We start from the raw sequence: 23,494 nt of genomic DNA, 5'->3' as shown, positions 1-23,494 counted from the left end.
GATCTATTTTGGTTTCGTTCTCATTGTCTTATGAGATGTGTTTCTCATTATTTTTAAAGCGATTTTTCTACTCTGCGGTTACCCTAGGGGCCGATTTTTATGAACTAAGGATGTTATATGTCTACCGAGGCCTTTTCTGTTTCGGAAATATGCCGAGAAGCGGCAGTGATGGTCAGAAGGAATCTACTCGCAATTGTTATTGCTTGTATTCCGTTGATTATCGTGCACTCAATTTTTGCTTTTATGTATCCTGAAATGACGGGGCAAGATCAAGCGAACGTTCAAGAAGGCAATGTCGCAGGATTTTATTTCGTCACAATTATTTTGTACCCACTTGTTGCCGCTATGGCGGCTGTGCGTGTGCATCGAATTTATTTAGCCGGCGATTACATGCACTCTGCGTTGGATGTATTTCGTTTGTCAGCTCGAGAATTCCGTTTCATAGGCTGGTGGATACTGTTTGGACTGATGATGATGCTCGTTATTGGTATCCCGATCTTTGTGTTGTCGTTTATCTACATTGCAGAAAGTGGTGAAGCCGACTTTGTTGCTATGGCTATTATCACAACGATTGCAAGCATTCCTGGCTATTGGGTAATGGCGCGATGGTCATTTGTGTTGCCAGCGACAGCAATGGATCATCAGCCGCGCAGTTTGCGTCGTTCGTGGAACCAGAGCAGACCATACAACAAACAAGTATTCATTTTGATGGGACTAATTCCATTGGGTGCGGGCTTGCTCAGTCAGCTGATCTTTAGCCACTTTACGAATCTCTTTATGTTGAGCCTCGTCGGTGTGGCCTATGGTATTTTTGGTGCGTACCAGCTGGCATTGTTATCGTTGAGCTATAAAACGGTAGTGGATATCGAACGCGCTCGTTTTGATACGCCATCACAGCCACCAAAAACGGGTGAAGAATTTTCCGCTTAACCCTTTGATCGTTTTTACATGCTACCTCCGTTTAGGAGACGGTCTGCGGCAGGTTGATACCTTCCTGCCGCCTTCGCGTTATTCACGCAAAATACCCATGCCCATTTCATGGCTGAATGACAGGGACATTCACACGTATACTCACAACAGTACTTCTTTTTATTAAGGAACCCTACATGTCCATTTGGCAACGGGTCAATTTCACCCATCGCTTTAGTCAATTACCGTCAGCGTTCTATACGTTGGTCGAGCCACAACCCTTGGATAACACTCGCTGGGTCGCTTGGAATGGTGAGTTTGCACAGCAGTTTGGTTTACCAGCAGAGCAAAACGATGAGTTATTGGCGGTTTTTTCTGGGCTAAGTGAATTCGAACAATTTCGTCCTCTTGCGATGAAATATGCAGGCCATCAGTTTGGCGTTTACAACCCAGATTTGGGCGATGGACGTGGATTACTGTTGGCAGAAATTGAGCATCAGGATGGTACTTGGTTTGATCTTCACCTCAAAGGTGCAGGGCTAACGCCTTACTCGCGAATGGGAGATGGGCGAGCGGTATTACGCTCAACTATCCGTGAGTACCTGTGCAGTGAAGCCATGGCGGGCCTTGGGGTTCCCACGACACGTGCTCTCGGTATGATGGTCAGTGATACACCTGTTTATCGAGAAAAAACGGAATTGGGCGCTTTGTTACTTCGAATGGCTGAAACCCATGTTCGATTCGGTCACTTTGAGCATTTCTTTTACACCAACCAGTTAGCAGAGCAGAAGCTGTTGGCGGATAAGGTGATTGAGTGGCACTTTGCTGATTGTGCATCGGCGGAGAAACCATATGCCGCGATGTTTGACGCCATCGTGACTAAAACAGCCGAGATGATCGCATATTGGCAAGCTTTTGGTTTTGCGCATGGTGTGATGAATACCGATAACATGTCAATTCTTGGGCAAACTTTTGATTATGGTCCGTTTGGCTTTCTTGATGATTATGAGCCGGGATACATTTGTAATCATTCAGACTACCAGGGTCGTTACGCATTTGATCAACAGCCTAGAATTGCGCTTTGGAACCTGTCAGCACTGGCGCATGCGTTATCGCCACTCGTTGAACGAGAAGATTTAGAATCGTCGTTGAGTCAATTTGAAGTTCATTTAAGCCAGCAGTTCAGCCGCCTCATGCGTGAGAAGTTGGGCTTAAAAACTAAGATAGCGGAAGACGGGCGTTTGTTTGAAGCTATGTTTGAGCTTCTTCACCAGAACAAAACGGACTACACTCGCTTCTTCAGAACACTCTCAAACCTTGATAATGCGCCTTCCCAAGCCGTAATCGATTTATTTCTCGACCGAGAAGCTGCGCGAGCTTGGCTTGATCTGTACTTAGCTCGGTGTGAGCTAGAGGTTGATGAACTAGGGGGCCTGATTTCAACCGAACAGCGTTGCAAACAGATGCGTCAAGCCAATCCCAAATACATCTTGCGTAACTACTTGGCTCAGTTGGCGATTGATAAAGCGGAAGAAGGGGACTTTAGCGAATTACACCGATTGGCCGAACTGTTAAAACGCCCATTTGATGAGCAACCCGAGTTTGATGATTATGCGAAATTGCCGCCGGAATGGGGGAAGAAAATGGAGATAAGCTGTTCTTCATAAATGGGTCATTTCCCACCCATTTATATCTTTTTCTTGGGTGGAATTCACTCGTTACACTTCGGATTCATGTTAACGGGCTTTGTTAATTTATTGAAATATATATAAATTTTAACATGGTCCATTAATTGCTCTTTGTTGAACATCCGTACCCATCGCCTAACACCTAGTTACTCATGGACGGGATGGGATGTGATTCAACAAGGAGAATAATAATGTTTAAGCCTCTAACTCTACTATCTGTCTCTGCACTTGCTGTTACCAGTTTTAATGCTGCCGCAAATTGTGACCCGGGTGAAACGGTCATCAAGTTTAGCCATGTAACGAATGCGGACAAACACCCTAAAGGCATCGCGGCTTCGTTACTTGAAAAGCGCGTCAACGAAGAGATGAACGGTAAAGTCTGTATGCAGGTGTTTCCTAACTCAACTCTTTATGATGATGACAAAGTGTTGGAAGCGCTACTGAATGGTGATGTTCAACTCGCTGCTCCTTCTCTTTCTAAGTTTGAGAAATTCACCAAGAAGTACCGCCTTTTCGATCTCCCTTTCTTGTTCGATGATGTCGACGCGGTTGACCGTTTCCAAAACTCGGAAGCGGGTGAAAAGCTGAAAAACTCAATGAAACGTCGTGGCCTACAAGGCATTGCGTTTTGGCATAACGGCATGAAGCAAATGTCAGCCAACAAGCCGCTCATTTCTCCAACTGATGCTGAAGGACTTAAGTTCCGTGTTCAAGCGTCTGATGTACTCGTTGCTCAGTTTGAGCAGCTAGGTGCTAACCCACAAAAAATGTCGTTCAAAGAAGTTTACGGCGGCTTGCAAACTAAGGTTATTGATGGTCAAGAAAATACTTGGTCAAACATTTACGGCAAAAAATTCTTCGAAGTTCAAGATGGCATTACGGAAACGAACCACGGAATTCTGGATTACTTAGTTGTGACGTCAAACGACTTCTGGAAAAACCTACCAGATGATCAGCGCGAGCAGTTAAATACCATTATTCAAGAGGTAACTGCGCAGCGTAATGCTGAGTCAACCAAAGTAAACCTTGCGAATAAGAACAATATCATCGAAGCCGGTGGTGTGGTTCGTACTCTAACGCCAGAACAGCGCCAAGAGTGGGTCACTGCACTTCAACCAGTATGGAAGAAGTTCGAAAAAGACATTGGTTCTGACCTAATCGAAGCCGCTTTGGCGTCTAACCAAAAATAATAACACCTAGCACATTTAGCCCTCTCAAACTGAGGGGGCTCTTTCCCCCTACAGACGACGTGATGTAATTATGGAACAGACTTTTTTTGCCAAGGCTGGACGAATCACTGATGCCATTGAAGAGACTTTGATTGCTTTCTTCTTGGGTGCCATGACCTTGCTGACCTTTGCCAATGTCATCTTTCGTTATGTCTTTAACGACAATATTCTTTGGGCGCTTGAGCTCACCGTTTTCATGTTCGCATGGATGGTGTTGGTTGGCGCATCTTATGGTGTGAAAAAACACTTTCATATTGGTGTCGATGTCATTATTAACATCGTTCCGGAAGGTAAACGAAAAGCCCTGGCGCTTTTTGCAGCAATGTGTTGCTTAGCCTTCTCTATTTTGCTGTTAATTGGCGCTTGGAACTACTGGTATCCGTTCGCTACTGACCGAGCGTGGTATGAAACGGACGATATTCCGATGCCTGAAATGCTCCAGTTCATGGCCGACTGGTTAAATGAGGGAGAGCGTTATGAAAAGCTGCCACGTTTTATTCCTTACTTCGCTTTGCCACTTGGAATGGCGCTACTAACGTTTAGATTTGTTCAAGTCACGTGGCAAATCGCTACTGGTAAGCTCGATCGCTTGATTGCAGGACATGAAGCGGAGGAAGAGCTCGAATCTCTTAAAGCTGAGATGAGTGACGCTGAAGACGTAATGGCTCCAAAGGCCTCGCAAGACGCTAAAAACAAGGAGCAATAAGCCATGGATATCTTATTTCTATTTTTGATGGTAATTGGCTTTATGCTGGTTGGCGTGCCAATTGCTATTTCGCTGGGCCTTTCCAGTGTTCTTTTCCTTTTAATGCATTCGGATGCCTCTTTAGCGTCAGTTGCTCAAACGCTGTTTAATGCATTCGCGGGCCACTACACGCTATTGGCTATTCCATTCTTTATATTGGCTTCAAGCTTTATGTCGACGGGTGGCGTAGCAAAGCGGATCATTCGTTTCGCCATTGCCATTGTAGGCTGGTTCCGCGGCGGTTTGGCGATGGCTTCGGTTGTAGCGTGTATGATGTTTGCCGCGTTGTCAGGTTCCTCACCTGCAACGGTTGTTGCCATAGGTAGTATTGTTATCGCAGGTATGATCAAAAACGGTTACTCAAAAGAGTTTGCCTCTGGGGTAATTTGTAACGCAGGTACGCTAGGGATTTTGATCCCACCCTCGATTGTGATGGTGGTGTATGCAGCCGCAACGGATGTGTCAGTTGGACGTATGTTCCTTGGTGGTGTGATTCCCGGTTTGCTGGCGGGTGTCATGTTGATGATCGCGATTTACATTGCCGCGAGAATCAAGAACCTTCCAAAGCAACCTTTTGTCGGTTGGAAAGAAACTTTTGATGCCGCCAAGGATGCAAGCTGGGGCTTGTTGTTGGTCGTCATCATTCTTGGTGGTATCTATGGCGGTATCTTTACGCCGACAGAAGCCGCTGCGGTTGCTGCAGTGTACTCATTCTTTATTGCTAACTTTGTATACAAAGACATGGGGCCATTTGCAGACAAGAAAAACACTAAACCTGCGCTCGTTAAAATCTTCCAAACCTTTGTTCATAAAGACACCAAACACACCCTGTATGAAGCGGGCAAACTCACCATCATGCTGCTGTTCATCATTGCTAATGCCTTAATTTTGAAGCATGTTTTAACGGAAGAACGCATCCCGCAAATGATCACCGAGTCGATGCTCTCGGCTGGTCTCGGACCCATCACTTTCTTGATTGTGGTGAACGTCTTGTTGTTGATTGGTGGTCAGTTCATGGAGCCATCAGGCTTGTTGATCATTGTTGCGCCGCTCGTGTTCCCAATTGCGATTGCATTAGGCATAGACCCAATTCATTTGGGCATAATGATGGTGGTGAATATGGAGATAGGAATGATAACGCCGCCCGTGGGTCTTAACTTATTTGTGACCGCTGGTGTTGCCAAAATGTCGATGATGAACGTAGTGAAGGCAGCATTACCCTGGGTTGGAGTGATGTTCTTATTCCTAATTATCGTCACATATGTACCATGGGTATCGACTTGGTTGCCTACTACTTTGATGGGGCCGGAGATCATTACCAAGTAATGGAAGCCAGAAAGTAGAAAGAGGTGTGAGAATTCACACCTCTTCGTCTATTGACTTGTAACAAGTTTTGCGCGGGTCTGAATTAATTCGACGTTCATAGTGTCGCCACCTCTTTTTATTTTTACGACGCTCTTCACCGAATCTTCTCTCTTCTTGATAGCAACCGTCTACGAGCACGGTATCTGTAACAATCGGTATTCTCACTTTTTCGTTCATATCTATAACAACCATGATAAACCCGTTGTTAAAAATTATGATTCAAGTTGAATATAATGCCAGCTATTTGAACGTGTTTTATTTGTAAAGGTCTTTATTTATTTGGTAGCGCTGCATCTTGTCGTAAAGGGTTTTTCTTGGCACATTCAATTGGCACATTGTCTGTTTAATACTACCGTTGTTTTCTAATAAAGCGCCTTCAATGGCTGCTCTCTCAAACTCCGCCACTTGCTCTGCAAGGCTTGAGGAAGACTTAGCGACTGGGTTCGATTCTCCCAACTGAATTAACTTACCCAATAGCACAAAACGCTCTGCAGCATTTCTGAGTTCTCGAACATTGCCAGGCCAGTCATGGCTCATCAGTTGCGCTAGATCTTGGGGTGACAAGCTAGGTGAGCTTTTGCCATAACGTGAAGCTGCTACCAACAGAAAGTGGTGAAAGAGGGCGGGAATGTCTTCTTTTCGTTCGCGTAGTGGCGGGAGATCCAGGGTCACGACATTGAGCCGATAATAGAGATCCTGACGGAAAGTACCTTCTTCAGCTGCGTGTTTTAAATCGACCTTTGTTGCGGCAATCACTCGAATATCTAAAGGCAATAATTCATTGGAACCGACACGCTCAATCACGCGCTCTTGTAATACCCTCAATAAACGAATTTGGGCTTGGATAGGCATCGACTCGATCTCATCCAAGAAAAGTGTGCCGCCTTGTGCAAACTCAAATTTACCGATACGACGGCTTTCGGCGCCAGTGAATGCGCCTTTTTCATGGCCGTAGAGTTCACTCTCAATTAAGTTCTCTGGAACCGCTCCACAATTTACGGCGACAAAGTTTTGGTTCCGGCGAGAGCTTTGCTCATGTAAAGAACGAGCGATTAACTCTTTCCCTGTACCGGTTTCACCAAACAATAAAATATCGGCGTCGGTATCGGCGATTTGGGTGATGGTCTCTCGTAATATTTGGATGCTAGAGGTTTCACCAATAACTCGTGGACCAAGGGTTTTACTGGCTTTAAGTGACAGGCGCAGTTTTTCATTTTCATTGGTTAGTTTGCGCTTCTCAATCGCCCGCTTAACCGTTTCAACCAAATGTTCTGGCGCAAAAGGTTTCTCAATAAAGTCGTAAGCGCCTTGATGAAGGGCTTGCACAGCCATGGAAATATCACCGTGTCCAGTGATCATGATGACGGGTAAGTTTGCATCGCGTTGAGTCAAAGTTGTCAGCATATCCATACCAGAAATGCCCGGCAAACAGATATCAGTGACCACGACGCCAGCTTCTTCTCCTTGCTGCATCGCTATTAAAGCCGATTCTGCATCCACAAAAAACTTGGCGTCGATATCCGCCAGTTCAAAGGTCTGTTCTATAGCGATTCTGAGATCGGCCTCATCATCAATAAAAAACACCTGACACATGATCTTATCCTTTTGATGGTTCAGTGTTGTAAGAAGTGATAGGTAAACACAATGAGAATCGAGCGCCGCCTTGTTCTCGATTATGGGCACATAATTTTCCATTCATACTGGCTAAGATTTGTTGCGAGATAGAGAGACCCAAACCTAAACCGTTCAGTTTAGTGGTTAGAAACGGTTCACATAAATCAGAAAGTGAGAAAGAGCCAAGCCCTGGGCCATTATCATCAACATGAATCCAAACCAAATCAGTGTGCTCATCGTGTTCTACAGATAATTCTACCTGTTTGTCTTGTTGCTCTTTGAGTGCTTCTATCGCATTAGTCAGTAAATTGACCAACACTTGCTCCAGTTGAATAATATTGATCTGCACTTCAACATCATGCTCTGGCAAATTTGTTTCTAACGTGACGCGCCCTGATTTAAATGCGGGCTTCATCAGTTCTTTTACAGAGGCAATAACAGGGAACAGTCGAGATTGAGCCAACTCGTCACCACTGGTTTTTTTGGCGAAAGAGCGAAGTTGCTGACTGATATTTGCCATACGGTCAGTGAGAGCAGAAATGCGAGTGAGATTATCTTCCACTCGCTCATATTTTTCTTTTTTTAGAAACAGCTTGCCGTTCTCCGCAAAGCTACGAATTGCCGCAAGTGGATTATTCAGTTCATGGCTGATACTGGCCGACATTTGTCCTAACACCGCGAGTTTCGCTGCTTGCACCAATTCGTCTTGAGTAACGCGTAAAGTTTGTTCGGTATCGATACGCTGTGCGATCTCCGCTTGCAACTCGGCAGTCCGTGCCATGACTTGATATTCCAACTTTTGATTGGCTTCTTGTTGAATTCGTTCAATTTGCAAGTGACGCTGTTGACGGTGATAAATAAGCTGACCAATTAAAAACAAAACCATGAATGCTAGAGTGAGTACAAAGATGTAACCCATGGTGAACCAAACGATCGACTGTTTAGGAGACAGCACACGAATTGTCAGTTTGAGTTCGGGAAGGGGCAGCGAAGAGACCACCAAGGTTCCTTTATTGTATGGGTAACCCTGTTTAAGCTCAGAATGCACCTCGTCCAAACTACCCACTAATCCGAGCGTTTCAATTGGCGCATCAAGATATTGTTGGCTTGCCCAAACTTGCTTTTTCTCTTTTTTTGTCAGTGGTTGTAAGCTTTTGAGTAGCCATTCACTTCGGCTACTCATGAAAACAATTCCGTATGGGTCGCTGGCGACAAAAACACTGTTAGGTTGCTGCCAGTTGTCCTCTATCTTACTTAGGTCCATCTTCACCACGACGACACCAAGTACACCGCCAGCGTATACGATGGGATAAGAATAGTAGTAGCCACGTTTACCAGATGTTGAGCCCAGTGCGTAGTATTGGCTTCTTTTGCCTACAATGGCTTGTTTGAAATAAGGGCGAAATGCAAAATTTCGCCCGATAAAGGAGCGCTCTTTACGCCAGTTGCTGGCTGCGATCGTTGTACCCCATTGATCGATTAAGTACGTATCCGCTGCTTCAATCACGCCATTAACGGATTCTAAATACCGATTAGTGATTTCCAGTTGCGCACTGTTGTTGGGGTGCAGAAGCGCTTGATAAAGAGGATCATCTTTAGCGAGAAGATTTGGGATATGGGCGTACTTATCGAGTTTATTTTTTATATGGCCAGAAAACTGCTCCAGCTGTGATTGGTGTTTATCAAGTAGAGATTGATAACTGGTCTGCCAAACCCAATGGCCACCGATAATTGCGCACAGGAAATAGAAAGCAAAAAATGTCAGCAGAATCCGTTTTTTTTGCGACATCCTTACACTCCTTACAACTTCCTTTGGTCACGTAAGAAAATGTTAATAGTTTGTAGGAAGGATTAGGGATTTAGTTTTCAACTCTGTGGAGTAAAACAAGAGCAAGATCTCTTTTTAGGCTTTTCGATAAAAAAACCGGTCGATTCTCTTGAAAAAGTCGCTATTGTCCCCATTCTAGATATGCTGGCGATGCTTAGACGGTGTCTGAATCGCATTTTTGAAGAAAAAATGGGTCAGCATTCGAGAATTTAGCGCAGACAATGTCCACATAGTGGCTATTGGCTCGACAGGGTTGCGACAGATCGCTAGAATGTCGCGTCTAAAAATTCTGTCCTGAGGCTAATAGGAGATACCTTTGGTTATTTTATCGAAGATATCACTGATTAGTCCGGTACTGACAACCAGTATCGATACTCGATTTTAAATTAGGTGTTCGGACAGAACACTACACAAGGATGAAGCGTAAGCTCCTCTGAGTTTCGCTCATACGCTCGGAAAACCGAGCCACTTTAGAGGTTTATATATAATGCAAGTTACTGTTGAAACGCTAGAGGGCCTAGAGCGCCGTCTAAACATTACTGTTCCAGCTGCAAACATCGAAGACGCTGTAACAGCTGAACTACGCAACATCGCTAAAAACCGTCGTTTCGATGGTTTCCGTAAGGGTAAAGTGCCTCTAAAAATGGTTGCTAAGATGTACGGCAAAGCAGTACGTCAAGACGTTCTTGGTGAAGTAATGCAACGCCACTTCATCGAAGCTATCGTTAAAGAGAAAATCAACCCAGCTGGCGCTCCAACTTTCGCTCCTGTAGAGAACAAAGAAGGTTCAGACCTAGTTTTCACTGCAACTTTTGAAGTTTACCCAGAAGTTGAGCTTAAAGGCCTAGAGAGCATCACTGTTGAAAAACCACTAACAGAAGTTAAAGATGCAGACGTAGAAGAGATGATCGATACTCTACGTAAGCAACAAGCAACTTGGGTTGAAGTTGAAGAAGCAGCAGAAGATGGCAAACGCGTAAGCATCGACTTCGTTGGTTCTATCGACGGTGAAGAGTTCGAAGGCGGTAAAGCTGAGAACTTCCCTCTAGAAATGGGTGCTGGTCGCATGATCCCTGGTTTCGAAGACGGTATCGCAGGTAAAACTGCTGGTATGGAATTCGACATCGACGTGACTTTCCCAGAAGATTACCACGCTGAAAACCTAAAAGGTAAAGCAGCTAAGTTCGCAATCAAAGTGAACAAAGTTGAAGCTCGTGAACTTCCAGAACTAAACGACGAGTTCGTTGCTAAGTTCGGTGTTGTTGAAGGTGGTGTTGAAGCACTTAAAGCTGAAGTTCGTAAGAACATGGAACGCGAACTTAAGCAAGCTGTTAAGAACCGCATCAAAGAGCAAGCGATTGACGGTCTAGTTGAGCAAAACGACATCAACGTACCATCAGCGCTTATCGAGCAAGAAATCCAAGTTCTACGTCAACAAGCTGCACAACGCTTCGGTGGTAACCCAGAAGCTGCTGCTCAGCTTCCACGTGAACTGTTCGAAGAACAAGCTAAACGTCGCGTAGTTGTTGGTCTTCTACTAGGTGAAGTAATCAAATCTGAAGAGCTAAAAGCGGACGACGAGAAAGTTAAAGCTCTAATCGAAGAAATGGCTACTGCATACGAAGATCCATCAGAAGTTATTGCTTACTACGAGCAAAACGAAGAAATGATGAACAACATGCGCAACGTAGCTCTAGAAGAGCAAGCAATCGACGCGATCATCGCTAAAGCACAGGTTTCTGAGAAAGAAGTAGGCTTCAACGAGCTACTTAACCAACAACAACCTGCTGCTTAATAAGCAATATCTTGCGTAGAAGGTTGACTTAACGTTAACTATTCTGCTAACAATGGTCCGTATGATAGTCATCATCCGGGCCATTTATTTTAGGGACATAAGAATATGAGCTACCAAGAAAAAAATGCAATGTCGCCAATTATGGACGCGCTAGTACCAATGGTGGTTGAACAAACTTCCCGAGGCGAACGCTCTTACGACATCTACTCACGTCTGCTGAAAGAGCGCGTGATTTTTTTAACGGGTCAAGTGGAAGACCACATGGCAAACCTTGTCGTGGCTCAGCTACTTTTCCTAGAATCTGAAAATCCAGATAAAGATATTTTCCTATACATCAACTCGCCAGGCGGCAGCGTAACAGCTGGTATGTCTATTTACGATACCATGCAGTTCATTAAGCCAAATGTCAGCACTGTGTGTATGGGTCAAGCATGTTCAATGGGTGCCTTCCTGCTTGCAGGTGGTGCGCCAGGTAAGCGTTACGTACTGCCTAACTCTCGTGTAATGATCCACCAACCATTGGGTGGTTTCCAGGGTCAAGCTTCTGATATCCAAATCCATGCTCAGGAAATCCTGACGATTAAACAGAAGCTAAACAAGTTGTTAGCAGAACATACAGGCCAACCTCTTGAAGTCATTGAGCGCGATACTGATCGTGATAACTTCATGTCATCAGAGCAGGCTGTGGAATACGGTATCGTGGATGCAGTGTTAAGCCACCGTGGCGAGTAATTAGCCAGCGCATTTTGGCAAAAATTGATATACACTCATTCATGAAGAGTAAAGGCTAAGAGGTTAGCGAATGACAGATAAAAGCAAAGAAAGTGGCAGCGGTAAATTGCTGTACTGTTCTTTCTGCGGCAAAAGTCAGCACGAAGTTCGCAAGCTAATCGCAGGTCCGTCAGTGTACATTTGCGACGAGTGTGTCGACTTATGTAACGATATTATTCGCGAAGAAATCAAGGATGTTCTCCCTAAGAAAGAATCTGAAGCGTTACCAACGCCAAAACAGATCCGTGAACACCTTGATGACTATGTGATCGGGCAAGATTACGCGAAAAAAGTGCTCGCAGTTGCGGTATATAACCACTACAAGCGTTTACGCAATGGTGATACAACGAGCGAAGGTGTGGAGCTTGGTAAGAGTAACATCCTTCTAATTGGTCCTACAGGTAGCGGTAAAACACTACTTGCGGAGACATTAGCTCGATTCTTGGATGTGCCATTTACAATGGCAGACGCGACGACACTAACCGAAGCCGGTTACGTAGGTGAAGACGTTGAAAACATCATCCAAAAGCTTCTGCAAAAATGTGATTACGATGTAGCTAAAGCGGAACGCGGCATCGTTTACATTGATGAAATTGATAAGATTTCACGCAAAGCTGAAAACCCATCTATTACGCGTGACGTATCTGGTGAAGGTGTTCAGCAGGCGCTACTAAAACTTATCGAAGGTACGGTTGCATCGGTTCCACCTCAAGGTGGTCGTAAGCATCCTCAGCAAGAATTCCTACAAGTGGACACATCTAAGATCCTGTTCATCTGTGGTGGTGCTTTTGCTGGCTTAGACAAAGTGATTGAGCAGCGTGTTGCAACAGGTACAGGTATTGGCTTTGGTGCTGAAGTTCGTTCGAAGAATGAATCGAAGACAGTAGGTGAGCTATTTACTCAAGTTGAACCTGAAGACTTAGTGAAGTACGGCCTCATTCCAGAATTCATTGGTCGTCTGCCTGTAACAACAACACTGACTGAGCTTGATGAAGAAGCGTTGATTCAGATCCTATGTGAACCGAAGAACGCACTGACCAAGCAATATGCAGCATTGTTTGAGCTAGAAAACGCCGAACTTGAATTCCGTGAAGATGCGCTGCGCGCTATCGCGAAAAAAGCAATGGAGCGTAAAACAGGTGCTCGTGGCTTACGCTCGATTCTTGAAGGCGTGCTACTTGAAACCATGTACGAATTACCATCTGCAACAGACGTTAGTAAAGTCGTGATTGATGAGTCCGTCATTAATGGCGAGTCAGAGCCACTGCTTATTTACAGTAACGCAGACAATCAGGCAGCTGGAGCAGAGTAAATTCAGCCATAATGAAAAAGGAGGTAAGTAATTACCTCCTTTTTTTATTTCTCTTATTGAATCCAAACAATTAGCCCCCATATACTGCCTTAAGTAATACGTTAAACGTGAAAGCGGAAGAGAGAATTATATGAACTTGGAACGTTCCGAGCGTATCGAGATCCCGGTACTACCTCTACGTGACGTAGTGGTCTACCCACACATGGTTATTCCATTGTTTGTTGGTCGTGAGAAATCGATTAGCTGTCTAGAAACGGCGATGGAAACCAACAAACAAGTTCTTCTTGTGGCACAAAAGCAAGCGGATACTGACGAGCCTACGGTTGACGACCTATTTGACGTAGGTACGGTAGCCACCATTCTCCAGCTCTTGAAGCTTCCGGATGGCACAGTAAAAGTATTGGTCGAAGGGCAGCAGCGAGCAAAAATCAATCACTTTAAAGAGAGTGACTTCTTCCTAGCAGAAGCTGAATTTGTTGTTACGCCAGAATTGGATGAGCGTGAGCAAGAAGTGATTGTTCGCAGCGCGATTAATCAGTTTGAAGGGTTCATTAAGCTAAACAAGAAGATTCCACCAGAAGTGCTAACGTCACTTAATGGTATCGACGAAGCCGCACGCTTAGCGGATACCATTGCGGCTCATATGCCGTTAAAGTTGGTGGATAAGCAGCAAGTGCTTGAAATTGTTGACGTCACTGAGCGTCTGGAATTCCTGATGGGCCAGATGGAATCAGAGATCGACTTGCTGCAAGTTGAAAAACGAATTCGTGGTCGCGTTAAAAAGCAAATGGAAAAATCTCAGCGTGAGTACTATCTGAATGAGCAAATGAAAGCGATTCAGAAAGAACTTGGTGAGATGGAAGACGCACCAGACGAGTTCGAAACGCTACAGAAGAAGATTGACGAATCAAAAATGCCTCAAGAGGCACGTGAAAAGACAGAGCAAGAGCTGCAAAAGCTTAAGATGATGTCTCCAATGTCTGCTGAAGCAACAGTGGTTCGTAGCTACATCGATTGGATGGTCAGCGTTCCTTGGGCTAAGCGCTCAAAAGTTAAGAAAAACTTAGCGAAAGCAGAAGAGGTTCTTAATGAAGATCACTACGGTCTAGAACGCGTCAAAGAACGTATCCTTGAATACCTGGCGGTTCAAAACCGTATCAACAAGCTAAAAGGTCCTATCCTTTGTCTTGTTGGTCCTCCTGGTGTAGGTAAAACGTCTCTTGGTCGTTCAATTGCTTCAGCTACAGGCCGTAAGTATGTTCGTATGGCGTTGGGTGGTGTGCGTGATGAAGCGGAAATTCGTGGTCATCGTCGTACTTATATCGGCTCATTACCAGGCAAATTGATCCAGAAGATGTCGAAGGTTGGTGTGAAGAACCCGCTGTTCTTATTGGACGAAATCGACAAAATGTCTTCAGATATGCGTGGTGATCCGGCATCGGCTCTACTAGAAGTACTGGACCCTGAACAGAATAACTCGTTCAACGATCACTACCTAGAAGTGGATTACGATCTCTCTGACGTTATGTTTGTTGCGACATCGAACTCGATGAACATCCCGGGTCCATTGTTAGACCGTATGGAAGTTATTCGTTTATCTGGTTACACCGAAGACGAGAAGCTGAACATTGCAAAACGTCACCTTGTTGATAAACAAGTGAAGCGTAATGGCTTGAAAGCGGATGAGATCGTCATTGAAGATTCTGCGATTATTGGCATCATTCGTTACTACACGCGTGAAGCGGGTGTCCGTAACTTAGAGCGTGAGATTTCTAAGATCTGCCGTAAAGCGGTGAAGAACATCTTGCTGGATAAGGACATCAAGTCAGTAACGGTAACGATGGACAACCTAAAAGAGTACTTAGGTGTTCAACGTTTCGATTACGGTAAAGCGGATGAAAGTAACCGAATTGGTCAAGTAACTGGCCTAGCTTGGACCGAAGTGGGTGGCGATCTATTAACGATTGAAACTCAATCAATGCCAGGTAAAGGTAAGCTGACACAAACGGGTTCTCTTGGTGACGTGATGCAAGAGTCTATCCAAGCAGCAATGACAGTGGTTCGCTCTCGTGCAGAAAAGCTAGGTATTAATACTGACTTCTACGAGAAGAAAGATATTCACGTACACGTCCCGGAAGGCGCGACACCAAAAGATGGCCCAAGTGCGGGTACAGCAATGTGTACAGCATTGGTTTCTTCTCTAACAGGCAACCCTGTGAAAGCAGAAGTAGCGATGACGGGTGAAATCACACTGCGTGGTGAGGTTCTACCTATCGGCGGCCTAAAAGAGAAGTTACTTGCGGCACACCGTGGTGGCATTAAGACAGTGCTAATTCCAAAAGATAACGAGCGTGATTTGGAAGAGATTCCTGATAATGTTATCGCGGATCTGGAAGTTATCCCTGTACAGTGGATTGATGAAGTACTGAAAGTCGCACTAGAGCGAGACCCGACGGGCGTTGAGTTTGAGTCTCAAAAATAGTGATGTGTAGCAAAAATAAGTAAAAGTTTACGCTGATAAGCCCAAAAAGGCTTGTCAGCGTTTTTTTTGGGCGCTAAGTTAGTTTCGATAGCTTCCAGCCCTTGATGAATAAGGGGTGGAGCATATTTTCTTAACAATGGAACGAAAGTCATCACAAAAATAATCACAGATGACACAAAGGGGAAATTACAGTGAATAAAACTCAGTTAGTAGAACAAATCGCAGAAAATGCAGATATTTCTAAAGCGTCAGCGGGTCGTGCTCTAGATGCATTCATCGAAGCAGTAAGCGGAACTCTTCAATCTGGTGATCAAGTCGCTCTAGTTGGCTTTGGTACATTCAGCGTTCGTACTCGTGCTGCACGTACTGGTCGTAACCCAAAAACTGGTGAAGAAATCCAAATCGCAGAAGCAAAAGTACCAGCTTTCAAAGCTGGTAAAGCACTGAAAGACGCTTGTAACTAATCACGGCGTTATTTCTGTAACCGGCCATTTGCTTAACTTTTGCTCAAACAATAAGTTTCGAACAAAAATTTACAAACTTCGAGCCGAACTTTCTTAAATTATGCGCATCATACTGATGCGCATTTCTTTTTCTGATATTATTGCGCCATTATTTCTATTAGATAGAAGCAGTAGGCTTCAATTGTGGAGAGCAGTTAAATTATGATGGATCGACTACGCGAAGGCGTGAATAGCATCGCGGTCAAAATTATCCTTGGACTTATCATCCTGTCTTTCGTATTTGCAGGTGTAGGTAGCTACATCGTTGGTGGTAGCAACAACTCTGCAGCGAAAGTCGGTAACACTGAGATTCCTCGTGGTGAGTTCGAGATGGCATACCAAAATGAGCGTAACCGTATGCAAGCTCAGTTGGGTGACTACTTCTCTCAAATGCTGGCTGACCCTGCATATGTTGAATCTTTCCGCAAATCCGTTTTAGATCGAATGATCAATGACGTGTTGCTTGACCAACAAGCTGAAGCTTTGGGTCTGCGAATCAGCGACACTCAAGTGCGTAGCATGATTCTAGACATGCCTCAGTTCCAATCTAATGGTCAGTTTGATCAAGAGATCTATCAAGCTTCTTTGCGTCGTGCAGGCTTTTCGCCAGACTCTTTTGCTGAGTACATGCGTCGTGAATTGGTTCGTGAGCAACTGCTGAATGCGCTACAAAACAGTGAATTTATTCTGCCGGGTGAAGTACAAGCAGAAGGCAAGCTGTTCACTCAAACTCGTGATATTCGCACGATTCAGATCGACTTAGCGGAGTTTGCGAAAAATATTGAATTGACCGACGAAGAAATTCAAGAGTACTACAAAGCAAACCCAGACAACTTTACACGCCCAGAGCAGGTTAAAGTCTCTTACATCGAACTGTCAGCTGAAGCGCTAAAGGAACAAGTTAATGTTTCTGATGCTGAGGTGAAAAAGTACTACGACGAGCACTTAAACAAATACTCTTCAGAAGAGCAACGACGTGTCGCTCACATTCTTGTAGAAGGGGACGATGAAGCAAAAGCGCAAGCTATCCTAGATGAGCTAAACGCGGGTGCAGATTTTGCGACGCTTGCTCAAGAGAAATCTGACGATTTTGGCAGCGCTGAAAACGGTGGTGACCTAGGTTGGATTGAGCGTGATGTGATGGACCCTGCTTTTGAAGAAGCGGCATTCGCACTGAAGAATCCTGGCGATACGTCGGGTCTAGTAAAGTCGGACTTTGGCTATCACATTATCAAGCTTGAAGAGCTAAAAGATTCTGTGGCGAAGCCATTTGAAGAAGTCGCTGCTGAAATCAAACAAGAGATGGTCGACCAACAAGCGATCGATCAATTCTACGAGTTGCAAAATGAGCTTGAGCGCGTAGCGTTTGAATACCCAGACTCATTGTATGATGCTTCTCAAGCGGTTAACCAAGAAGTGAAGACAACGGACTTTATTTCTCAGGTTGATGCACCTGAAGTGCTTCGTAGTCCTGCGGTAATGCAAGCTATCCTAAGCCCTGAAGTTAAAGAAGATGGCCTAAACTCTGAAGCTATCGAAGTTGCGCCTGAGCATATTATCGTTGTTCGTGTTGAAGATGCGCGTGACGAGACAGTTCTTCCACTAGAAGAAGTGAAAGATCAGGTTGTTGCAGAGCTATCTCGTGTTAAAGGTGAGCAAGAAGCGATGGAACTTGGAACACAAGTCGTTGCGGCATTGAAAGAAGGTAAGACGAACGAGCTTGCTGAAAACAATCTTGCCTTTGGTGAACAAGAGACAGTAGATCGTCGTTCTCCGTTGGCAACAACGGTATTCGCGATGGCAAAACCAGTCGATGGTAAACCAGTATACGGTCAGTCTAAAGATCTTGAAGGTAACATCATTATCATCGAGCTTGATGCTGTAAACGCAGAGCTAGATAGTGAGTTAGAAGATCAAGTTGCGATGCAAATGCAGCGTGCATCTTCTCAGCAAGATTTATCATCTGTACTAGCCGTACTGCGTGCAAATACTGACATTGAGTACTTTGTTGTGAGCAACTAAGCACAATTAGTGTAATTTGTATGTTGAATAAAACGGACCGCATAAGCGGTCCGTTTTATTTTTGTCTTTATGAACTTCAATCATCAATAGGCATTACTTAAATTAGTGCGCGTTTAAGTGATAGCGGCCGTTGTGAATTCCGGGTCATCTCAGTTTGTTAAATGCATAACCATATTGCTTTCCATTGCAAACTTGATAGTGACTCGCTCTCGACGACTGTTTTTAGCCTACTATTTTGGAGATTGTATGTTCAATATGAAATGGATTTTGACATTGTGCTTATTTGTTTTTGCACCTTTTAGCATGGCTGCGGATTCAGCCACTGACAAATATGAAGGAATTGAAATTACTGTAAATATCAACACGGCCACTGCTGAAGAAATAGCGACCATGTTGAAAGGTATAGGTGAGAAGAAAGCGCAGAGTATAGTGGACTACCGCGAGGAACATGGCCCTTTTAAAACGGCAGCAGATTTGAAGAGCGTAAAAGGCATAGGTGAAGCGACAGTTAAGAAAAACGAAGACCGCATTTTACTGTAGCTTGATGTATTGCAGATATTGAGTCTGAATTCAGAACAATATCTGTTTCCCTATTACTGCTTTCCCGAACCAGCCCCTCTTTCGTGGTTCGGGATTTTTTATCCGAATAAACGACGGCGAAGGCCTTTTTCCAGTAAAGCCATTACTAACCCACCGAGTGCGCCAAACATATGAGCATCAATAGCAACGTTTGCACCGATAAGCTCAGCAGTACTGCTGGATGGGCCATAGACCTGCTCCCATGCTACTTTGGCGATTAGTCCTCCAACTAACAACACACTGCTTCTTCTGCTTTCAAAGACTTCTCTGAGCGCCCAAAATCCAAACAATCCGTGTAATACGCCGGATAAACCCACGTATACCGACATGTTGGTAAACAAATTCAGCGCACCAACACATGCACATAAGATTGAAAAAACGATAAGGAAGTTACGAGTGCTTGGGCGAAAAATAAAAGTAATGATCCACAATCCGGCGAGGTTCATTCCTAAGTGCGCAAAGTTGGTATGTGTGAGATTTCCTGTTACGATTCGCCACCATTCACCATGGCGTATATTGTAGCTGTGCCACTCGGTTAGGCTTGCCATTGGTTCAAATTGAAGTATCAAACAGATCACGCTGATAATACTCAGCAAGGTATAAAGGTTCACTCTATGTCTCGTTATTGTTCTCGTTGTGGAAAATCGCAAAAAGCGTGTATTTGCCAATGGATTGTACCGCTGGCAAGCGAGGTAGAACTTATCATTCTTCAGCACACGAGTGAAGAACATCGTCCGCTTGGTACGGCACGGATTCTCAATTTGAGTTTAGATAACTGTATTTGTTTGATAGGAGAGGACTTTTCTTGTGATGATGCCTTAAATCACTTATTAGCGGATGAGTCATATCAACATTTTGTTCTTTACCCATCAGAAGAGTCACGATGCATTTCTGAAATCACTCAAGCGAGTCATAGTGTATCTAAGAAAATACGTTTGATTTTGCTCGATGGTACGTGGAAAAAAGCGTACAAAATGTGGCAACTCTCAAGCAACTTACATCCACTCCCAACCGTGCAGTTGCCTAAGCAACTACAAGGGCACTACACCATTCGTAAGGCGCCCTCTGAGAATAGCTTATCGACAGTCGAGGCTGGTTATCATTCGCTTCGCTTGCTTGAACCCGAGCGAGACTTTACACCGCTGATGCGTGCGTTTGAAAAGATGATCGAATTCCAAATCGCCCAGATGCCTCCGGGCGTTTTTGAAAAGAATTACTTGAAAGGTTGAGTGTTACTAAAGAACGATGGAAGAGAAAAGTTGGCGGTGTAGCTTTTGCGCGTGACCATCGGTCATTGCAGAAATATAATCGGCGATGACCCTCATTTTATTGCTCTCGCTCTTCGCCTGACACCACAGATCTCTTGTATGAACGGGTAGTAATCGCTCTGGGTCTGCTGTTAACGCTTCAAAAATATCCATAATAATTTGCTGACCCTTATACTCAACGATCTGGACCTGCGGGACTTGGATAACGAAGGTGCTGACAAAGTGCTTGAGTACGTCAAGTGCACGTGCCATCTGTGGTTCTAAACACGCATTCCAAGACAGTAACGGGTTATTAAACGGCTCATCCACCGTTTTGATTGAAATGCTGGTCAGTAGCGCGTTAACCATACCACCGATAGCATCTTTCCGCTCATGGTGCTTACCGCTAAATAGCATCTGTCCGATGGAATCGATATGAGCTTCAAACCACGGGTCGCCACAGTCCGCTAATTGACTTGCTGCGCCTTCTTGCCATTGCTGACGTGTCACCATACCAAGTACGATTGCATCTTCTAAATCATGAACACCGTAGGCGATATCATCTGCTAGCTCCATGATTGAGCAATCGAGTGATTTAAAACGCGTTTTACTGTGCTCAAACTCCGATTCTGGCGTTGAACGCATCAGACTAAGCAATGCCTTGTCGTTGTCAGAAAGCGGTGCAATTACCCAATCAAATAAGTCTTTATCACAATCATAAATGCCTTTAGCTGGGCTCCAATCTTTTGCTTTTAGTTTACGTTGATGCTCGGCTGGTTGAGGCAACTTGACGGAGCGTGTTTGACTAATGAGGGCAGGGTACTTAATCAAACCAAGCAGTGTGCGGCGTGATAAATTCATTCCGAAATGCTCAGTATAAGGCTCTAACTTAGTGACGATACGAAAGGTTTGGGCGTTCCCCTCGAAGCCGCCATGTTCGCGCATTACGTAGTTTAGAGCGACTTCTCCCCCATGACCGTATGGAGGATGCCCGATGTCGTGAGCCAAACATAATGAATCAATTAAGCTGTCTGATGGTAATAGATCGCGGAACTCTGGCTGTTTTTTCTTTAACTGGGCGACGATACCGGTCCCTAGTTGCGACGCTTCTAAGGAGTGTGTTAACCGACTGCGGTGAAAGTCTTCCAAGCTATTGCCGTGTACTTGGGTTTTTGCTTGTAGGCGTCGAAATGCAGCCGAGTGAAGAATACGCGCTCGGTCTCGTTGGTACGGGCTCCGATGGTCGTCTCGACGGATTTTATGCTCATCATCATGGCGCTCTTGCCATTGCGGGTGTAATTCAAACGACACGATTATCTCCGTAAGCTAACTGATTTCATCTAACGATAATTCGAAACTTGGGGCAAAGGTATTGAGAAAGTAATCCATTTCAGGCGTTCTGCGTTCTTGCAAAGTGACGTCTAAGCGTTTTTTTGCCAGAGCGAACTCATGGTTGCCGGCGCTCAGTTCTTCAAGACATTTTAAATAGGCACAGATGGAATCGGCTTGCTTAACGATTTTTGCGTCCTCTTCGTGTGCAGAGTGAGAAAGAAGATAGGGGGCAAAATCATCGTGGAACTCTTCCGGTAACATTGAGAGTAATTTTTGTTCCGCTGCCGATTCTATCTTCTTATATTCTTTGGCAATTTCAGGGTTGTAATACTTCACTGGAGTTGGAAGATCACCCGTTAATACTTCACTGGAGTCATGGTACATGGCAAGAATAGCGATGCGTTCTGGATTAAGGTTGCCGCCGAACTTTTTGTTTTTAATTAGGGCAAGGGCATGAGCGACAAAAGCAACTTGTAAGCTATGCTCTGAAACGTTTTCTGGTGAGACGGACCGCATTAAAGGCCAGCGTTGGATCAGCTTCATTCGAGCCAGGTGGGCGAAAAAATGGCTTTCTTTCATGGCTTTCTCCGTTTCTGGTGTAAAAAAGGAACTCACTAGGAGTTCCTCTAAGCATATGAGAGATCAGCACTAATTACTACCAGTGATTCATTACTGGCTGTAGGTTGATAGGAATCTTTCAAAACGTCCAATGGCGATTTCTAGATCTTCAACGTGCGGTAGTGTCACGATGCGGAAGTGGTCTGGTTTTGGCCAGTTAAAACCAGAACCTTGCACCAGTAAGACCTTCTCTTGTTTTAAGAAATCTAAAACCATCTGCTGATCGTTCTTGATGTTGTACATTTTAGTGTCGATTTTCGGGAAGAGGTACATCGCACCCTTAGGTTTGACACAAGAAACACCAGGAATCTGATTGATCAATTCATACGCTCGGTTGCGCTGCTCTAATAAGCGTCCGCCAGGTAAAATCAGTTCATTGATACTCTGGTATCCACCTAACGCGGTTTGAATGGCATGTTGCATTGGTACGTTTGCACATAAACGCATCGATGAAAGCAGCTCCAAGCCATTCACGTACCCTTGAGCCAGATGTTTAGGCCCCGTTAGGAACATCCAGCCACCACGGAAACCACAAACACGGTAGGCTTTTGAAAGGCCATTGAATGTCATGACTAGCACGTCTTCAGTGAGTGTGGCGACTGAGGTATGTGTTGCACCGTCGTACAACACTTTGTCGTAGATCTCATCTGCGAAAATGATCAGTTTGTGCTGGCGTGCTATCTCAATCACTTCAAGTAGGAAGTCACGGCTGTATACCGCACCTGTCGGGTTGTTCGGGTTGATCAGAACAATGCCACGTGTCTTTGGTGTGATTTTCTTTTTGATGTCTTCAAGGTCTGGGTACCAGTCAGCCTCTTCATCACATAGATAATGAACCGGCTTACCACCAGATAGTGCAACTGAAGCTGTCCATAACGGATAGTCTGGTGCTGGGATCAGCATTTCGTCGCCATTGTTTAATAGCGCTTGCATGGCCATTACGATCAACTCAGACACGCCGTTACCTACATACACATCTTCGACATCTAGCGAGCGTATACCTTTACGCTGATAGTGTTGGACCACAGCTTTACGAGCAGAGTAAATGCCTTTGGAATCACAATAGCCTTGAGAAGTCGGCAGATTACGAATCACGTCGACTAAAATCTCATCAGGGGCGTCAAAACCAAATGGGGCAGGGTTACCAATGTTTAGCTTTAGGATTTTATGCCCTTCTTCCTCCATGCGCTTAGCATGTTTGAGTACAGGACCCCTAATGTCGTAGCAGACATTGTCGAGTTTTGACGACATCCCGATATTTTGCATTGTTTAATTCCTAAAAATTCGTTAATTTCTTTATTAAAATACAATAATTTGTTTTTTATTAGAATATATATCTGTAAATAATCTGTCTGCTGGTTAAGTTTTGCTCGCTTGCTATCACAGGATTTTGCAAAAGATCGCATACGACCTTGATTTGCTTTGGGTCTAAACTTAGAGTAGCCGTCAGTTACC

The 23,494-nt window shown here is 44.6% G+C and carries 20 protein-coding genes and 1 pseudogene; 14 read left to right on the top strand and 7 right to left on the bottom strand.

Annotated features, from left to right (window positions below; genetic code table 11):
- The first annotated feature begins 117 nt into the window (after positions 1–117).
- The 5 genes from R7H07_RS20760 (at position 118) to R7H07_RS20740 (ending at position 5,897) form a co-directional block, all read left to right on the top strand.
- Positions 118–930, top strand: a complete 813-nt coding sequence (locus R7H07_RS20760) for a sugar transporter (RefSeq protein WP_171344882.1) — start codon at positions 118–120, stop codon at positions 928–930.
- Positions 931–1,106: 176 nt separating this feature from the next.
- Positions 1,107–2,576 carry a protein adenylyltransferase SelO gene (locus R7H07_RS20755; RefSeq protein ID WP_206959874.1) on the top strand — a complete coding sequence of 490 codons (1,470 nt, stop codon included), beginning with the start codon at positions 1,107–1,109 and terminating at the stop codon, positions 2,574–2,576.
- A 212-nt stretch (positions 2,577–2,788) separates the two neighbouring features.
- Complete coding sequence (locus tag R7H07_RS20750; RefSeq protein WP_017634784.1) at positions 2,789–3,787, top strand: TRAP transporter substrate-binding protein; 999 nt, start codon at positions 2,789–2,791, stop codon at positions 3,785–3,787.
- Between the two features lie 70 nt (positions 3,788–3,857).
- Positions 3,858–4,532 carry a TRAP transporter small permease gene (locus R7H07_RS20745; protein ID WP_005382256.1) on the top strand — a complete coding sequence of 225 codons (675 nt, stop codon included), beginning with the start codon at positions 3,858–3,860 and terminating at the stop codon, positions 4,530–4,532.
- A 3-nt stretch (positions 4,533–4,535) separates the two neighbouring features.
- Positions 4,536–5,897 carry a TRAP transporter large permease gene (locus R7H07_RS20740; RefSeq protein WP_005382255.1) on the top strand — a complete coding sequence of 454 codons (1,362 nt, stop codon included), beginning with the start codon at positions 4,536–4,538 and terminating at the stop codon, positions 5,895–5,897.
- A 33-nt stretch (positions 5,898–5,930) separates the two neighbouring features.
- On the opposite strand, the gene R7H07_RS20735 is transcribed toward R7H07_RS20740, so the two are convergent.
- The 3 genes from R7H07_RS20735 to R7H07_RS20725 all read right to left on the bottom strand — a co-directional run bounded on the left by R7H07_RS20735 (position 5,931) and on the right by R7H07_RS20725 (position 9,339).
- Positions 5,931–6,113, bottom strand: coding sequence for a hypothetical protein (locus tag R7H07_RS20735; protein WP_021034161.1), 183 nt, complete (start codon positions 6,111–6,113; stop codon positions 5,931–5,933).
- 78 nt (positions 6,114–6,191) lie between these two features.
- Positions 6,192–7,529: a sigma-54-dependent transcriptional regulator gene (locus R7H07_RS20730; RefSeq protein WP_005382254.1), complete on the bottom strand. Its 1,338-nt coding sequence runs from the start codon at positions 7,527–7,529 to the stop codon at positions 6,192–6,194.
- A gap of 4 nt (positions 7,530–7,533) precedes the next feature.
- Positions 7,534–9,339: a sensor histidine kinase gene (locus R7H07_RS20725; RefSeq protein ID WP_137281803.1), complete on the bottom strand. Its 1,806-nt coding sequence runs from the start codon at positions 9,337–9,339 to the stop codon at positions 7,534–7,536.
- Positions 9,340–9,378: 39 nt separating this feature from the next.
- Between R7H07_RS20725 and R7H07_RS20720 the strand changes: the two are divergent.
- The 8 genes and pseudogenes from R7H07_RS20720 (at position 9,379) to R7H07_RS20685 (ending at position 18,803) form a co-directional block, all read left to right on the top strand.
- Positions 9,379–9,591: pseudogene (locus R7H07_RS20720) on the top strand (hypothetical protein).
- Between the two features lie 274 nt (positions 9,592–9,865).
- The gene (gene tig / locus R7H07_RS20715) at positions 9,866–11,173 is read left to right on the top strand and encodes a trigger factor (RefSeq protein WP_005382251.1); all 1,308 of its coding nucleotides are present in this window, start codon (positions 9,866–9,868) and stop codon (positions 11,171–11,173) included.
- A gap of 105 nt (positions 11,174–11,278) precedes the next feature.
- Complete coding sequence (gene clpP, locus R7H07_RS20710) at positions 11,279–11,905, top strand: ATP-dependent Clp endopeptidase proteolytic subunit ClpP (RefSeq protein ID WP_005382347.1); 627 nt, start codon at positions 11,279–11,281, stop codon at positions 11,903–11,905.
- A gap of 70 nt (positions 11,906–11,975) precedes the next feature.
- A complete protein-coding gene (gene clpX / locus R7H07_RS20705; protein WP_005382345.1) occupies positions 11,976–13,256 on the top strand; it encodes an ATP-dependent protease ATP-binding subunit ClpX in 1,281 nt (426 codons plus the stop codon).
- Between the two features lie 130 nt (positions 13,257–13,386).
- Entirely contained in the window at positions 13,387–15,738 is a 2,352-nt protein-coding gene (gene lon, locus R7H07_RS20700; protein ID WP_005382343.1) for an endopeptidase La, read from the top strand.
- A gap of 191 nt (positions 15,739–15,929) precedes the next feature.
- Positions 15,930–16,202, top strand: a complete 273-nt coding sequence (locus R7H07_RS20695; protein ID WP_005382341.1) for an HU family DNA-binding protein — start codon at positions 15,930–15,932, stop codon at positions 16,200–16,202.
- A gap of 201 nt (positions 16,203–16,403) precedes the next feature.
- Positions 16,404–18,263: a peptidylprolyl isomerase gene (gene ppiD / locus R7H07_RS20690; RefSeq protein ID WP_042524021.1), complete on the top strand. Its 1,860-nt coding sequence runs from the start codon at positions 16,404–16,406 to the stop codon at positions 18,261–18,263.
- A 255-nt stretch (positions 18,264–18,518) separates the two neighbouring features.
- Complete coding sequence (locus tag R7H07_RS20685) at positions 18,519–18,803, top strand: ComEA family DNA-binding protein (RefSeq protein ID WP_031777211.1); 285 nt, start codon at positions 18,519–18,521, stop codon at positions 18,801–18,803.
- Positions 18,804–18,901: 98 nt separating this feature from the next.
- Here the strand turns inward: R7H07_RS20685 and rrtA are convergent, their stop codons facing one another.
- Positions 18,902–19,453, bottom strand: a complete 552-nt coding sequence (gene rrtA / locus R7H07_RS20680; RefSeq protein ID WP_005382331.1) for a rhombosortase — start codon at positions 19,451–19,453, stop codon at positions 18,902–18,904.
- 3 nt (positions 19,454–19,456) lie between these two features.
- On the opposite strand from rrtA, the gene R7H07_RS20675 reads away from it, so the two are divergent.
- A complete protein-coding gene (locus tag R7H07_RS20675) occupies positions 19,457–20,071 on the top strand; it encodes a tRNA-uridine aminocarboxypropyltransferase (RefSeq protein ID WP_025766956.1) in 615 nt (204 codons plus the stop codon).
- Positions 20,072–20,077: 6 nt separating this feature from the next.
- Here R7H07_RS20675 and R7H07_RS20670 read toward each other — a convergent pair whose 3' ends face one another.
- The 3 genes from R7H07_RS20670 to R7H07_RS20660 form a co-directional block, all read right to left on the bottom strand.
- Positions 20,078–21,400 carry an anti-phage deoxyguanosine triphosphatase gene (locus R7H07_RS20670; RefSeq protein WP_017634779.1) on the bottom strand — a complete coding sequence of 441 codons (1,323 nt, stop codon included), beginning with the start codon at positions 21,398–21,400 and terminating at the stop codon, positions 20,078–20,080.
- A 15-nt stretch (positions 21,401–21,415) separates the two neighbouring features.
- Positions 21,416–22,000 carry a 5'-deoxynucleotidase gene (gene yfbR, locus R7H07_RS20665; protein WP_017634778.1) on the bottom strand — a complete coding sequence of 195 codons (585 nt, stop codon included), beginning with the start codon at positions 21,998–22,000 and terminating at the stop codon, positions 21,416–21,418.
- A gap of 90 nt (positions 22,001–22,090) precedes the next feature.
- On the bottom strand, positions 22,091–23,305 hold the full coding sequence (locus R7H07_RS20660) for a pyridoxal phosphate-dependent aminotransferase (RefSeq protein ID WP_005384283.1): 1,215 nt from the start codon (positions 23,303–23,305) through the stop codon (positions 22,091–22,093).
- Positions 23,306–23,494 lie beyond the last annotated feature (189 nt).

The sequence above is a fragment of the Vibrio sp. Vb1127 genome, assembly GCF_033338735.1.
Taxonomy (GTDB): Bacteria; Pseudomonadota; Gammaproteobacteria; order Enterobacterales; family Vibrionaceae; genus Vibrio; species Vibrio alginolyticus.
This window is presented reverse-complemented; position numbering and strand designations above follow the sequence as displayed.